Here is a 12,792-nt window from a genome sequence, read left to right on the forward strand (position 1 = left end):
GCCATGCCGCTGCCGCCGATGCAAGCGCCGCACGAACCGCACCGCAGCGCCGAGCTGCGCTACCACGATGGCAGCCGCCGTACGGTGTACTGGAGCGAACGCGAGGTGGCCTATCCGGACGGGCGCCTGATCGTCTCGCGCACCGACCTGGACGGCGTCATCACTCACGCCAACGATGCCTTCGTCGAACTCAGCGGCTGGCCGCGCGAGGTGCTGATCGGTGCGCCGCACTGCATCCTGCGCCACCCGGAGATGCCGCGTCGCGCGTTCCGCGCGTTGTGGGACATCGTGCTGGCCGGCGAGAAGTGGCACGGCTACGTCAAGAACCTGCGCCGCGACGGCGCCTGCTACTGGGTCTACGCCACCGCATTGCCGAACGTGCGCGACGGCCGCGTGGTCGGCTTCACTTCGGTACGGCGCAAGCCTTCGCGGCGGCGCATCGATGCGCTGCAGCCGCTGTACGCGCAATGGCTGCAGGACGAACGCGCGCAGGCGCCGGCATGAGCTGCACGTTCCTGGTCGCGCCGGACTTCGCCCCCGAATACTTCGGCGGCTGGTACCTGCTCAGCACGGTACTGCAACGCCGCGCCGACATCGGCCTGCGCCTGCTGATGCCGGCCGACGCCGCCGAACAGCGGCAGTTGCTGGACGACAGCGTCGTCGACCTGGTGTACGCCAGCCCCTTCGACGCCAGCGCCTTGATCCGCGAACGCGGCTACCTGCCGCTAGCGCGGCCACGCGGACACGCCGACGAGGTGGTGATCGCGACCGCGGCCGAAGCGCCCGCGCGGTGTGTGGAAGACCTGCCTTACGGCTGCCGTATCGCGCTGACCGCCAACCACGACGTGCGCCTGATCGGCCTGCGCCTGCTGGAACCGGCCGACCTGGAGCCGGAGCGCATCGCCTGGCGCCCGGCCAGCAGCTATGCCGCGGTGGCGCGACTGCTGCTGGAGGGCGAAGCCGATGCCGGCCTGTTCCTGGCCACCGCCTACCACGGCCTGTCGCGGCTGACCCGCGCGCGGCTGCGTCCGCTGGTGGAAAGCGCGCTGTGCGACATCGGCCACGTGCTGCTGGCGCATCCGCGCCTGGGCCAGCAACTACCGGTGCTGCGCGACGCATTGCTCACGCTCGGGGATGCCGCGCACCGCGACGACCAGGCGGTGCTGGACGCGCTGGGCCTGGAGCGCGGCTTCGAGGCGATGTCTGCGGAGGACGCGGAATTCATGATCGACCTGATCGACACCTTGCTGGACTGATGCGGCCATGCCCACGCCTTCCGCCCGCGATCCCGCACGCCTGGTGATGCGCACCCATGCCCGCGCCCTGCTGCGCGACCCGCGCGATGCCGCCGCGCACCTGGCGCGACTGCACGCAGCGCTGCAACTGCACGACAACGAACCGACCCAGGGCGTGCTCGCCGACCTGTTCGTCGCCCTGCCGCGGCACGACGTCGCCCTGCGCCAGCTGGCGCTGCAGATGGCCGCTGCGCATCTGGCGCCGCACGTGGCCGAGGCATTCCAGCGCCATAGCCAGGGCCACGCGCTGCTGCCGATCAACGCCCTGGCCACGCGCTGGAGCGTGCTGGCGCGGCCGTCCGCCGACGTGCCGGCGCGGGTGCGCCGGGCCAGCCCGGACCATTCGCGGCGGATGGTGCGCGAGGTGGTGGACGCGCTGTGCGATGGCGCACCGATCGCCGCGGCGCGCTGCGAACGCGAGTTCCTGGACTACTGCATCAGTTGCCAGGACAAACTCGCCTTCATGCTCGCCACCCGCGAACTGCGCCGCCACGCGCTGGCCCTCGGCGACCGCTGGGACAGCACCGCGCGCTGGCTGCAGCAGCGCGAACCGCTGGGCGGCCGCAGCGTCGACGCCCTGTCCTTTTCCAGCGCGAGTGCGCCGCGATGACCACCCCCGAACCGACCAGCCTCGAACCGACCTGGCTGATGCCGACTCCGTACGGCGTGCTGCACGGCTTCGCCAGCGCCACGCCCGACCGCATGCAGCGCGCGCTGCAACTGCTGCTCGGCGCGCACGGCGCGCTGTCGCTGCAGGAATGGCGCCAGCGCGTGGGCGGCGACACACAGCGCCTGCTGCAGGACGCGCGCGAACAGCAATGGGTGCAGTTGCTGCGACGCGCGGTGCCCGGCCCGGAAATCCGCCTGGACGATTTCGCCCAGCACGTGATCGCCCCGCTGTCGGCCGAACGCCGCGCGGTGCTGGCCTCCGACAGCGGCTTCTGCCTCGGCCATGTCGGGCTAGACCAGGAACAGGCCGAGACACTGAGCGCGGCCGCGGCCGACTTCGCAAGCTTCGCCCAGCGCCAGCGCGCGCGCGGCTGGCACGGCGCGCACCGCTACGTGGCGTTCTACAGCGAGCCGCAGTTGTTGCTGCCGGATTGGTCGTTCGTCCCGTTCTGGGTCGACGGCGCCGGCTACTGGCTGGTGCTGGGCGGCGAGGCGCTGCTCAACAACCTGGCGATGGTGGAACTGGTCTGGAGCATCCGCCTGGCAGCGGCACGGTTCGCGCCGCCGGCTTGAGGGGCCGGGAGTGGGGATTCGGGAGTGGGGATGAAAGCGGGCTCGCCTTGCGGCCCGCTTTCCTGTGCCCGAATCTTCAGGCGTCGAGGTCGATGGTGAGGGCCGCGGCGGCGTCGCGGGCGGTCTGGCGCGCCTCCTCAATGTCGGCGCCGCGGGCCAGGGTCACGCCGACGCGGCGGTGACCGTGCACGCTGGGCTTGCCGAACAGGCGCAGGGCCGTGTCCGGCGCCTGCAGCGCGGCGCCGACGTTGCCGAAGCGCGGCACGCCCTCGCCGTGCGCCAGCAGCGCGCACGAGGCCGACGGGCCGCTCTGCCGGATCGCCGGGATCGGCAGGCCGAGGATCGCGCGCGCATGCAGGGCGAACTCGCTCAGTTCCTGCGACACCAGGGTAACCAGGCCGGTATCGTGCGGCCGCGGCGACACTTCGCTGAACCAGACCTCGTCGCCCTTGACGAACAGCTCCACGCCGAACAGGCCCCAGCCGCCGAGCTCGTCGGTGACCGCGCGGGCGATGTCCTGCGCACGCTGCAGGGCCAGCGCCGACATCGGCTGCGGCTGCCAGCTCTCGCGGTAGTCGCCGTCCTTCTGCCAGTGCCCGATCGGATCGCAGAACGCGGTGCCGCCGGCATGGCGCACGGTCAGCAGGGTGATCTCGTAGTCGAAGTCGATGAAGCCCTCGACGATGCAGCGGCCGGCGCCGGCGCGGCCGCCGGTCTGCGCGTATTCCCAGGCCGCATCGATGTCGGCGGCGCTGCGCAGCGTGCTCTGACCCTTGCCGGAGGACGACATCACCGGCTTGACCACGCACGGCAGCCCGACCGCGGCGATCGCCTCGCGGTACTGCTCGGGCGTGTCCACGAAACGGTACGGCGAGGTCGGCAGGCCCAGGGTTTCGGCGGCCAGGCGGCGGATGCCTTCGCGGTCCATGGTCAGCCGCGCCGCACGCGCGGTCGGAATCACCCGTTGGCCGAGGTCGCGCTCCAGCGCCACCAGCGTCTCGGTATGGATCGCCTCGATCTCCGGCACGATCAGGTGCGGCTGCTCGCGCGCGATCAGCTCGCGCAGCGCCATCGCATCCAGCATGTCGACCACGTGGCTGCGGTGCGCGACCTGCATCGCCGGCGCGTCGGCATAGCGGTCCACCGCGATCACCTCCACGCCGAAGCGCTGCAGTTCGATCGCCACTTCCTTGCCCAGTTCGCCGGAGCCGAGTAGCAGCACACGGGTGGCGGAAGCGGACAGCGGGGTTCCCAGAGTGACCATGGCGGCGGCGCCTGCGCGAAGAGGGGGTGGCTATTCTAAAGCCGCCCGTCCGCCGCCTGCACCGCATCGGCGATGGCCTCGGCGACCCGCTGCACGCGCGGCGCGCGGCGCACGTCCGGATGCACGACCAGCCAGATCTCACGCTCGACGTCGCAGCGTGGCGCCTCGGGCAGTTCGACCAGCGCCCCGCCGGCGCTCGCCGCGGTCGCCTCCAGCAGGAACCGCGGCAGCAGCGCCACGCCGGCCCCGGCCGCGCAGGCATGCAGCTGCGCGGCCAGATCGTTGGCGACGAACGCGAACCGGCGCCCGGCTGCGAAGCGCTGCAGCCATTGCTGCTGCGGCGTGTGCGCGAGCGCCTCGTCGTAGCCGACGAATGGCCAACTGGCAGGCGCCGCGTCGGCCCACTCCCGGCTCGCGCACAACACGAAGCGCATGCTGCCGATGCGCCGCGCCACCAGCCCCGGCGCCTGCGGCCGCGACAGCCGCACCGCCAGATCGGCGTCGCGCGCGTACAGGTTCGCCGCCTGCGCCTCGCCCAGCAGATCGATGCGCAGCGCCGGCCAGGCACGCTGCGCGCGGGCCAGGCGCGGCGCCAGGAAGTGGCTGGCGAATACCGGCGAGGCCGAAACCCGCACCACGCCTTCCAACGTCGTGGCGCCCTGCGCGGCGCGGCCGAAGGCATGCGCCTGCGCCTCCAGGCGCATGCCGTGCTCAGCCAACTGCAGCGCTTCGGCGGTCGGCAGCCAGCCGCGCGGCAGGCGGTCGAACAGGCGCAGGCCCAGTGCGGCTTCCAACGCGTCGATGCGCCGCGCCACCGTCGAGTGCTGGACCCGCAAAGTCCGCGCCGCCGAGGACAGGCTGCCCTCGCGCAGGACGGCCAGGAAGTAGCGGACATCGTCCCAGCTCATCGCGGGAGATGCGGCCGGGAGCGGGCTGGTGTCGGTCGAATTTTGCACAGCGCCTGGGCGAAATAAGGGAATTCCGCCGAATTATGCACAGCCGGATGATGGTGCCCTCCTCCCCACCCCGAGAAACCGCCATGTCCCCTTCCCGTACCGCCCTGCGCATCGGCATCGACCGCTATGGCGATGCCGACGTGCTGCGCCGACTCGATGCGCCGGTCGCCGCGCCCGGCCCTGGCGAGGTCCGCATCCGCCAGACCGCCATCGGCGTGAACTTCGTCGACATCTATTTCCGCAGCGGCGCGCATGCCTTGCCGCACCTGCCGGAAGCGCTCGGCATCGAGGCGGCCGGAGTGGTCGACGCGGTGGGTCCCGACGTGCGCACGCTGACGCCCGGCCAACGGGTCGCCTATGCGGGCCTGCCCAATGGCAGCTACGCCAGCCTGCGCACGCTGCCGGCCGCGCGCGTGCTGCCCCTCCCCGACGCGCTGAGCGACGAGGTGGCCGCTGCCGGGCTATTGAAAGGCATCACCGTGCACATGCTGCTGCATCGCGTTCGCCAGGTCGCGGCCGGCGACACATTACTGGTGCACGCCGCGGCCGGCGGGCTCGGCCTGCTGGCGACGCAGTGGGCGCGCGCACTCGGCGCACGCGTGATCGGCACGGTCGGCTCTGCCGCCAAGGCCGAGCTGGCCCGCCGCCATGGCGCCGAGGCGGTGGTGGAGTACCGGCAGGAGGATTTCGTCGCCGCCGCGCGCGCGTTCGGCGGTGGCGACGGCGTCGACTACGCCATCGACGGCATCGGCGGCGAGGTCCTGACCCGCACGCTCGGCGCCGTGCGCCCGTTCGGCCTGGTCGCGAGCATTGGCCAGGTCGCCGCGGTCGGCGCACGGCATTGCGTGGACCTCGACGACCTCGGCCCGACGCGCTCGATCGCGCTGGCGCGGCCGAGCGTGCTGGGCTTCATCGCCCGCGACCTGGAGGGCTATCGCGCAGCGGCGCAGGCCACGCTGCAACGGCTGGCGGACGGGCTGCGGGTCGAGATCGGCGCGCGGCTGCCGCTGGTGCGCGCAGCCGACGCGCACCGATTGCTGGAATCGCGCGCGAGCACGGGTGCCATCGTATTGCTGCCGTAGCGGCGGCCGTACCGGCAATTCTGCAATGCCCCTAGCACTGGCGCGGAGGCGCCTGCGCGCAGCGAGGTGCTATCTTCTGCAGCGTCACTGGGGATGTCGCCATGCACGCACGCAGCGCCGGAAACCGCCACGGCACGCCCTGCCGCACCGCCGGGGAGCGCCCATGCAGTCGCTGATGCCGGCCGAGGCCTACATCGACGAGGCCTGGTTCGCCCGCGAGCGCACGCAGCTGATGCTGCCGCTGTGGCAGTTCGTGGCGCCGCGCATGCTGCTGGACAAGCCCAACGCCTTCGTGCGCCGCTCGATCTGCGGCGTGGACGTGGTGGTGCAGAACATCGACGGCGAACTGCGTGCCTTCGACAACCTGTGCCTGCACCGGCAGAACCCGCTGCAGCAGCAACCGCAAGGCGTGCGCCCGCTGGTCTGCAGCTACCACGGCTGGCGCTACGGCGCCGACGGCAGCGTGGAGAACATTCCCTTCCAGGACGATGCCTACCGCCTGGCTCCGGAGGCACGCGCCTGCCTGCGGCTGCGCCGCTTCGCCGTGGCCTGCATCGGCAAGCTGGTGTTCGTGAACCTGTCGGCCGAGCCGATGCCGCTGGAGACGCAGTTCTCGCTGGAAGCGTTGGAGATGCTGCGCGCCGCCTCCGAGCAGTTCGACGACGAAGTGCTGGTGGCGACCTTCGAGGCCGACTTCAACTGGAAGCTGGCCTACGAGAACCTGCGCGATGCGCTGCACCCGCGTTTCGTGCATGCACGCACCCTGGCGCAGCAGGTGAAGTTCCAGGTGCAGATGGACGACGCCGGCATTGCCGAGGCACGCCGTTATCACGCCGAGGGCAGCGCGTCGCGCGAGGCGCATCTGGCGCGCCTGCGCGCGTTCAGCAGCGGTGGCCTCAACGAGCCGTTGGTGGCGATGGCGCACTACCCCTGGCACGCCCACGTCGACCGCTTCGGCAACGACGACTGGTATCTGAACTGGCTGCTGTACCCGAACCTGCACATCGCCTCGGGCTCGGGCGGCTATTCCTTCATCATCGAGCACCACCAGCCGGTGTCGGCGCAGCGCACCGACCTGCTGGTCTACTACGTCACCGCGCGCAAGAAGCATCGCTATCCGGGTTCGGACGCGGTGCTGCTGGGGCACCTGCATGGCGCCGAGAAGGTGCTGCGCGAGGACATCGCGATCATGGAACAGGTGCAGTCGGGACTGCGCGCCGGCGCTCCGCGCGCGGTGCTGGGCGACTACGAGCACGCCAACATGCAGATAGAACGCTGGTACATGGACGTCATGGAGGGCCACCATGTCCTCTGACAAGTACGTGATCGGCAGCGGTGCACGGCTGCGCTGGGCGCTCGCCGCCTGGGCCGAGACGGCGCCGGACTGCGTGCTGCACCCGGTGGACGTGGCACAGCGCAAGGACTACCGCTTCGACCTGGATGCGCTGCAGGCGCTGGCCGACACCGGCGCCACTGCCTTCGTCGCCTGGGACGCGCAGTTCCTCAACTTCCGCCGCCAGGAGCTGATGGGCGAACTCAAGGCGCGCGGCTTCAAGATGCCGCCGCTGCTCTGCCGCGGCGCGCAGGTCGCCGCCAGCGCGCGCGTCGGCGAGAACTGCGCGATCGGCGTCGGCGCCATCGTCGATGCGCACTGCGACATCGGCTTCAACACCTGGATCGGCGCGGCGGCGGTGCTGGAATCGGCGGTCAAGGTCGGCGCCTCGGCGTGGATCGAGGCCGGCGTGACGATCGGCGCGGAAGCGCAGATCGGCGCCCAGGCCACGCTCGGCCGGCAGGTGGACATCGGCCCGGGTGTGCGCATCGGCAAACGCTGCCAGATCGAAGTCCCCGGTCGCTACCGCAGCGACATCGCCACCGGCACTCACCATCTCAGCGGGTTCCGCAGCCCGGTGCTGATCCTCAACGGTTGAGTGGCTGCCTGCGACGACGGCCGGGATGGGGAGGCGGGAGTCGCGGAGAGGCCGGGATTCGGGAATCGGGATTGGGGATTCGCCGAAAGGCCGGGATTCGGCAGTGGGGATTGGGGATTCGCAAGAGCGGATCGCAGTCAGTCTGACGCCGTGCCGGCGACCCTCGGCCGGCTGGGGACAAGTGCTTCCAGCATGCACTCGGCGAATGCGGCCAGGGCGCGCCTGCTCGCTGTCGCAGCGCCGTTCCATTGAAACCGCCAGATCGGCGATCCGGCTGGATGCGCACAGGCGTCCCCCTCGGTCCGTCCGCATGCTCGCTTTTACCAATCCCCACTCCCGAATCCCGAATCCCGGCCTCTCAACCATTCCCCATTCCCGAATCCCCAATCCCGCCCCCTTGCAAACTGATATCAATTTGATATCGTTTCGCCCACCCACCCAAGGACGCGCCACCATGAAAGAGCAGCCCCGTTCCTCCCTGCCCGGCATTCCGATGATCGTGGGCCTGGTCCTGGTGTTCGTGGCGGGCGCCGGGGCGATCATCGCCACCGGCGCGCTGCAGCCGTCGTCGATGCCGTGGACCCTGCTGGTCGCGATCCCGGTGCTGGCCGTCGCGCTGTTCCTAGTGGTCGGCCTGTACTCGCTGGAACCGAACCAGGCGGCGGTACTGAGCCTGTTCGGCCGCTATGTGGGCACGGTCAAGGATCCGGGCCTGCGCTGGAACAACCCCTTCTTCAGCAAGCGCAAGGTCAGCCAGCGCGTGCGCAACTTCGAGAGCGGCCGGCTCAAGGTCAACGAACTGGACGGCAGCCCGATCGAGATCGCCGCGGTGATCGTGTGGCAGGTGATGGATGCGTCCGAGGCGGTCTACAACGTCGACGACTACGAGAGCTTCGTGCACATCCAGTCCGAGGCGGCGCTGCGTGCGATGGCCACCAGCTATCCCTACGACCAGCACGAGGACGGGCAGATCTCGCTGCGCAGCCATCCCAACGAGATCAGCGAACAGCTCAAGCGTCACCTCGACGAACGCCTGACCCAGGCCGGCGTGGACGTGATCGAGGCGCGCATCAGCCACCTCGCCTACGCTCCGGAAATCGCCCAGGCGATGCTGCAGCGGCAGCAGGCCAATGCGGTGATCGCCGCGCGCACGCGCATCGTCGCCGGCGCGGTGGGCATGGTCGAGATGGCCCTGGCCGAACTGCAGAAGAACGGCGTGGTCGAGCTGGACGAGGAGCGCAAGGCGCACATGGTCAGCAACCTGCTGACCGTGCTGTGCTCGGATCGCGGCACCCAGCCGATCGTCAACGCCGGCTCGCTGTACTGAGGTGTCGATGTTGATGCACGCCGCCATCGCGCCGCTGGCGCTCGCCCTCTCCGGCCTGCCGGCCCTGGTCATCGCCGCCTGGGTCGGCAGCAAGGACGACGACCGCGCGCGCGGGCTGGGCCTGCGCTGGGCGCTGATCGGCCTGGTGATCCTGCTCGGCGCAGCGGCGCTGTACTGGACCGGCGGCCAGCGCGCCGGCGTCTATGCGGTGGCGATCGTGCTGCTGCTGACAGTGAACGCGCTGATCGTGTCGATGCTGCTGCACCTGCGGCGCAGCGACGCCGCGCGGCGGGAGCGGTCATGAGCGAGAAGAAGGCCTATCCGCTGCGCATCAACGCCGACGTGCTGGCGGCGGCGCAGCGCTGGGCCGACGACGAGCTGCGCAGTCTCAACGCGCAGATCGAATACGTGCTGCGCGACGCGCTGCGCAAGGCGGGCCGGCTGCCCAAGCCCGGCGACGACAAGGAACGCGGATCATGAGCAAGCGCTGGGAATACCTCACCGTCGAGGCCAAGACCAACCTGATGCTGGGCCTGAAACTGGACGAGCTGCAGGCCGACCTGAACAAGCACGGCAAGCTCGGCTGGGAACTGGTCAGCGTGCTCACGCTGCCAGGCACCAAGCCGCTGCTGATGTTCAAGCGGGAGGCCTGACATGCGCCGGCCTCGGCTCCTCGCGCCTGCACTGGCGGCGCTGCTGGCGCCGCTCACGACGCTGGCGGCGCCGCCGCAACAGACCGCCAGCGCCCTGCTGGATCGCCTGCAGGCCGGCGACCTGGCCGCGGTCGAAGCCGAGTTCACCCCGGCGATGGCCAAGGCGGTGCCACCCGACAAGCTGGCCCAGGCCTGGCGCACGCTGTCCACACAACTGGGTGCGCTGCAGCAGCGCGGCCCGGCCAGCGAACGCGAGCAGCACGGGCTGCGCGTGATCGAACAGCGCCTGCAGTTCGAGCGCGGCGCACTGCTGGCGCATGTGTCGATCGACGCGGACGGCAAGATCGCCGGCCTGCTGTTCACCCCTGCACCGCCGCCGGCGCCTCCGCCGCCCGCCGCCGACGCCGGCTTCAGCGAACAGGCGTTTGCGGTCGGCCCACTGCCGGGCACGCTTGCGCTGCCGGCGGGCAAGGGCCCGTTCCCGGCAGTGGTCTTGGTGCACGGCTCAGGCCCGCAGGACCGCGACGAGACCATCGGCCCGAACCGTCCGTTCCTCGACGTCGCCCGCGGGCTCGCCGCGCAGGGCATCGCGGTGCTGCGCTACGACAAGCGGACCTTCGCCTTGCCGGAGAGCTTTGCCGGGCGCATCAACGCGGGGTTCACCATGGACGACGAGACCACCGACGACGCCGTCGCCGCGGTGGCGGCGCTGGCGCGCACGCCCGGCATCGACCCTGCGCGGATCGTGGTGATGGGCCACAGCCAGGGCGGCATGCTCGCCGCCCGCATCGCACACCGCTCCGGCAAGACCGCCGGCATCGTGCTGTGGGCGGCGCCGGCGCGGCCGTTGCTGGACCTGCTGATCGAGCAGAACCGCTACCTGTTGAGCCAGGAACATCCGCCGTCGCCGCAGCGGCAGGCGGCGCTGGCCGAGATCGAGCGCCGCGTGGCCAAGGTCCGCGGCAGTGGCGAGGTCGCGCGCAGCGATTCGCCGTTGGACGTGCCCGCCACCTACTGGCGTGCGTTCGACCAGGTCGACCCGGTCGCCGACGTCCGCGCGCTCGGGCAGCCGGTGCTGTGGCTGCAGGGCGAGCGCGATTTCCAGGTCACCGCGCCGGACTGGCAGCGGTGGCAACAGGCCCTGGCCGACGACCCGCGCGCGACCATGCACCGCTACGCGCAACTCAATCACCTGGGCATCGCCGGCACCGGCGCGCCCGGGCCGGGCGAGTACGCGACGCCCGGCCACGTCGACCCGGCCTTGATCGCCGATGTCGCCGCCTGGGTGCGCGCCCTGCCCGCCAGCCACGGCGCCGCGCCATGAGCCGACTGCGATCCACCTCGCCCTCGCCGGCACGGCAGTATCCGGTGGCGCCGGCGCATCGGCTGGGTCTGGCGTTGTGGCTGTGGTTGCCGTTGCTGCTGGTGGCCGCGGTGATCGGCGGCTTCGCGCTGCACGCGGCGCAGCCCGGCGCGCTTTGGTGGCATTTCGGGCTGCTGGCGCTGATCGGCGTGGCCGGCACCGCCACCTTCGCGCGACAGCGTGTGCTGCTGCACGACGGTCTGGTGGAAATACGCGCGACCTTCCTGACCAGGCGCGTGCCGCTGGCCGCGCTGCGCCTGCAGGCCGCGCGCGTGGTCGCGCTGTCCGAGCACACCGGTTTCAAGCCGGCATTGAAGCTGTTCGGTTTCGGCTACCCCGGTTTCCATGCCGGCCACTTCCGGACCCGCGACGGGCACAAGGCGTTCTGCCTGATCACCAGCGACCGCGTGCTGGCCGTTCCCCTGCACGATGGCGGCTGGCTGCTGCTCAGCGTCGAACACCCCAGGCAGGTGCTGCAGGAGTGGCAGGCGCTCGCGACGCAGGCGCCCGGCGACGAAGAGACACGCCGCGCGGCCCGCCGCCTGGCCTGAGTCCGACACGCGTCGCCACGTCGGGCGCTGCCGCGACCGACCGCACAGGGCAACGACGTGCTGCGCGCGGTGCGGCACGTTCTCGCGGTTCGCACGCGTCCAATACGTCGAGGACGCAAAGTCGGGCGTTCTGGCGTATGCGAGACGATATGCTGGAACACCAGCCACGCTCGTCCTCGTCGCCAGCCGCGTGCGTAACGACGACGGCGACGGCTTCGCCCTCCACATGACGCCTCCAGGATCGGCCCGATGGACGACTTAGCGCCACACGAGATTCCCGCCACCGCACCGGCGCTGCCGCCGACGCTGTCCGCGCGGCTGCATGGCCTGCACTGGCACCGCAATCTCGTCGGCGAAGCCGGTGCCCAGGTCTATCGGCTCGCTGGCGCCGGTACGCCGGACCTTTACCTCAAGCGCGGCACCGGCGAGGCGCACGACGAAGTGGTGGACGAGTTCGCCCGCCTGCACTGGCTGCGCGGAACGGTCTGCGTGCCGCGCGTGCTGCATTTCGAGGCCGACGCCGCCGGCGCCTGGCTGCTGAGCGAAGCCCTGCCGGGCAAGACCGCCTACCAATGGCTGCTGGAAGCACCCGCACAGGCCGAGCGTATCGTGCAGGCGCTGGCCGAGTTCCTGCGCCGCTTCCACGCCACGCCGATCGCCACCTGTCCGTTCGACACCAGCCACCTGCTGCGCCTGGCCATCGCGCAGCGCCGGCTGCAGGCGGGTCTGGTCGACACCGAAGACTTCGACGAGGCGCGTGCCGGCTGGTCGGCGGACGCGGTGTGGCAGGCGATGACCGCGCTGCTGCCGCTGGCCAGCGAGCGCGTGCTGTGCCACGGCGACTATTCGCTGGACAACATCCTGCTCGACGCGCCGGACCACGTCGTCGGCGTGATCGATCTCGGCCGCGCCGGGGTCGCCGATCCGTACCAGGATTTGGCGATCCTGGCCAACCGCCTGGACGAATTCGGCCCGGAGCTCGCCGGCCGCTTCTTCGCCGCGTACGGCATCGCCACGCCGGACCTCACGCGGCTGCAGTTCCACCAGTTGCTCGACGAGTTCTTCTGATCATCCTTGCTGCGTCGTGTGCGGCGCGGCCACACGGGCGCGGCTGGATCTCCCCCGGCG

16 protein-coding genes are annotated in these 12,792 nt (G+C 71.1%); 14 read left to right on the forward strand and 2 right to left on the reverse strand.

What is annotated here, in order from left to right; all coding sequences use genetic code 11:
* Positions 1-3 precede the first annotated feature (3 nt).
* From GGR66_RS09845 to GGR66_RS09860, 4 genes are read left to right on the forward strand one after another with little or no spacing between them, the layout of a single operon-like run.
* Positions 4-504 (forward strand): PAS domain-containing protein, encoded by a 501-nt coding sequence (locus GGR66_RS09845; protein WP_184448159.1) that lies wholly within the window; start codon positions 4-6, stop codon positions 502-504.
* Complete coding sequence (locus tag GGR66_RS09850; RefSeq protein WP_184448160.1) at positions 501-1,256, forward strand: PhnD/SsuA/transferrin family substrate-binding protein; 756 nt, start codon at positions 501-503, stop codon at positions 1,254-1,256. The genes GGR66_RS09845 and GGR66_RS09850 overlap by 4 nt, the downstream gene beginning before the upstream one ends.
* A 7-nt stretch (positions 1,257-1,263) precedes the next feature.
* Positions 1,264-1,905: a hypothetical protein gene (locus GGR66_RS09855; protein WP_255421655.1), complete on the forward strand. Its 642-nt coding sequence runs from the start codon at positions 1,264-1,266 to the stop codon at positions 1,903-1,905.
* Positions 1,902-2,537 carry a hypothetical protein gene (locus GGR66_RS09860; protein WP_184448161.1) on the forward strand — a complete coding sequence of 212 codons (636 nt, stop codon included), beginning with the start codon at positions 1,902-1,904 and terminating at the stop codon, positions 2,535-2,537. Before GGR66_RS09855 ends, GGR66_RS09860 begins: the two co-directional genes overlap by 4 nt.
* 76 nt (positions 2,538-2,613) lie before the next feature.
* On the opposite strand, the gene purT is transcribed toward GGR66_RS09860, so the two are convergent.
* Together purT and GGR66_RS09870 are read right to left on the reverse strand one after the other, a co-directional pair.
* Entirely contained in the window at positions 2,614-3,801 is a 1,188-nt protein-coding gene (gene purT / locus GGR66_RS09865; protein ID WP_184448162.1) for a formate-dependent phosphoribosylglycinamide formyltransferase, read from the reverse strand.
* A 35-nt stretch (positions 3,802-3,836) separates the two neighbouring features.
* Entirely contained in the window at positions 3,837-4,709 is an 873-nt protein-coding gene (locus GGR66_RS09870; RefSeq protein ID WP_184448163.1) for a LysR family transcriptional regulator, read from the reverse strand.
* 131 nt (positions 4,710-4,840) lie between these two features.
* On the opposite strand from GGR66_RS09870, the gene GGR66_RS09875 reads away from it, so the two are divergent.
* The 10 genes from GGR66_RS09875 to GGR66_RS09920 all read left to right on the forward strand — a co-directional run bounded on the left by GGR66_RS09875 (position 4,841) and on the right by GGR66_RS09920 (position 12,732).
* Complete coding sequence (locus tag GGR66_RS09875) at positions 4,841-5,839, forward strand: quinone oxidoreductase (protein ID WP_184448164.1); 999 nt, start codon at positions 4,841-4,843, stop codon at positions 5,837-5,839.
* 163 nt (positions 5,840-6,002) lie between these two features.
* Positions 6,003-7,154, forward strand: a complete 1,152-nt coding sequence (locus GGR66_RS09880) for an aromatic ring-hydroxylating dioxygenase subunit alpha (RefSeq protein ID WP_184448165.1) — start codon at positions 6,003-6,005, stop codon at positions 7,152-7,154.
* Positions 7,144-7,770, forward strand: coding sequence for a DapH/DapD/GlmU-related protein (locus tag GGR66_RS09885; RefSeq protein WP_184448166.1), 627 nt, complete (start codon positions 7,144-7,146; stop codon positions 7,768-7,770). Before GGR66_RS09880 ends, GGR66_RS09885 begins: the two co-directional genes overlap by 11 nt.
* Before the next feature lie 454 nt (positions 7,771-8,224).
* Positions 8,225-9,097 (forward strand): SPFH domain-containing protein, encoded by an 873-nt coding sequence (locus tag GGR66_RS09890; RefSeq protein WP_160964372.1) that lies wholly within the window; start codon positions 8,225-8,227, stop codon positions 9,095-9,097.
* 13 nt (positions 9,098-9,110) lie between these two features.
* On the forward strand, positions 9,111-9,401 hold the full coding sequence (locus tag GGR66_RS09895; protein WP_184448470.1) for a hypothetical protein: 291 nt from the start codon (positions 9,111-9,113) through the stop codon (positions 9,399-9,401).
* Positions 9,398-9,577, forward strand: coding sequence for an Arc family DNA binding domain-containing protein (locus GGR66_RS09900; RefSeq protein WP_160964371.1), 180 nt, complete (start codon positions 9,398-9,400; stop codon positions 9,575-9,577). The genes GGR66_RS09895 and GGR66_RS09900 overlap by 4 nt, the downstream gene beginning before the upstream one ends.
* On the forward strand, positions 9,574-9,750 hold the full coding sequence (locus GGR66_RS09905) for a DUF4177 domain-containing protein (protein ID WP_160964370.1): 177 nt from the start codon (positions 9,574-9,576) through the stop codon (positions 9,748-9,750). The genes GGR66_RS09900 and GGR66_RS09905 overlap by 4 nt, the downstream gene beginning before the upstream one ends.
* Before the next feature lies 1 nt (position 9,751).
* Entirely contained in the window at positions 9,752-11,074 is a 1,323-nt protein-coding gene (locus tag GGR66_RS09910) for an alpha/beta fold hydrolase (protein ID WP_184448167.1), read from the forward strand.
* On the forward strand, positions 11,071-11,664 hold the full coding sequence (locus GGR66_RS09915) for a PH domain-containing protein (protein ID WP_255421656.1): 594 nt from the start codon (positions 11,071-11,073) through the stop codon (positions 11,662-11,664). Before GGR66_RS09910 ends, GGR66_RS09915 begins: the two co-directional genes overlap by 4 nt.
* Before the next feature lie 249 nt (positions 11,665-11,913).
* Entirely contained in the window at positions 11,914-12,732 is an 819-nt protein-coding gene (locus GGR66_RS09920; protein ID WP_184448168.1) for an APH(3') family aminoglycoside O-phosphotransferase, read from the forward strand.
* The last annotated feature ends 60 nt before the right edge of the window (positions 12,733-12,792 follow it).

It is taken from the genome of Xanthomonas sp. 3498 (assembly GCF_014199795.1).
Lineage (GTDB): Bacteria > Pseudomonadota > Gammaproteobacteria > Xanthomonadales > Xanthomonadaceae > Xanthomonas_A > Xanthomonas_A rydalmerensis.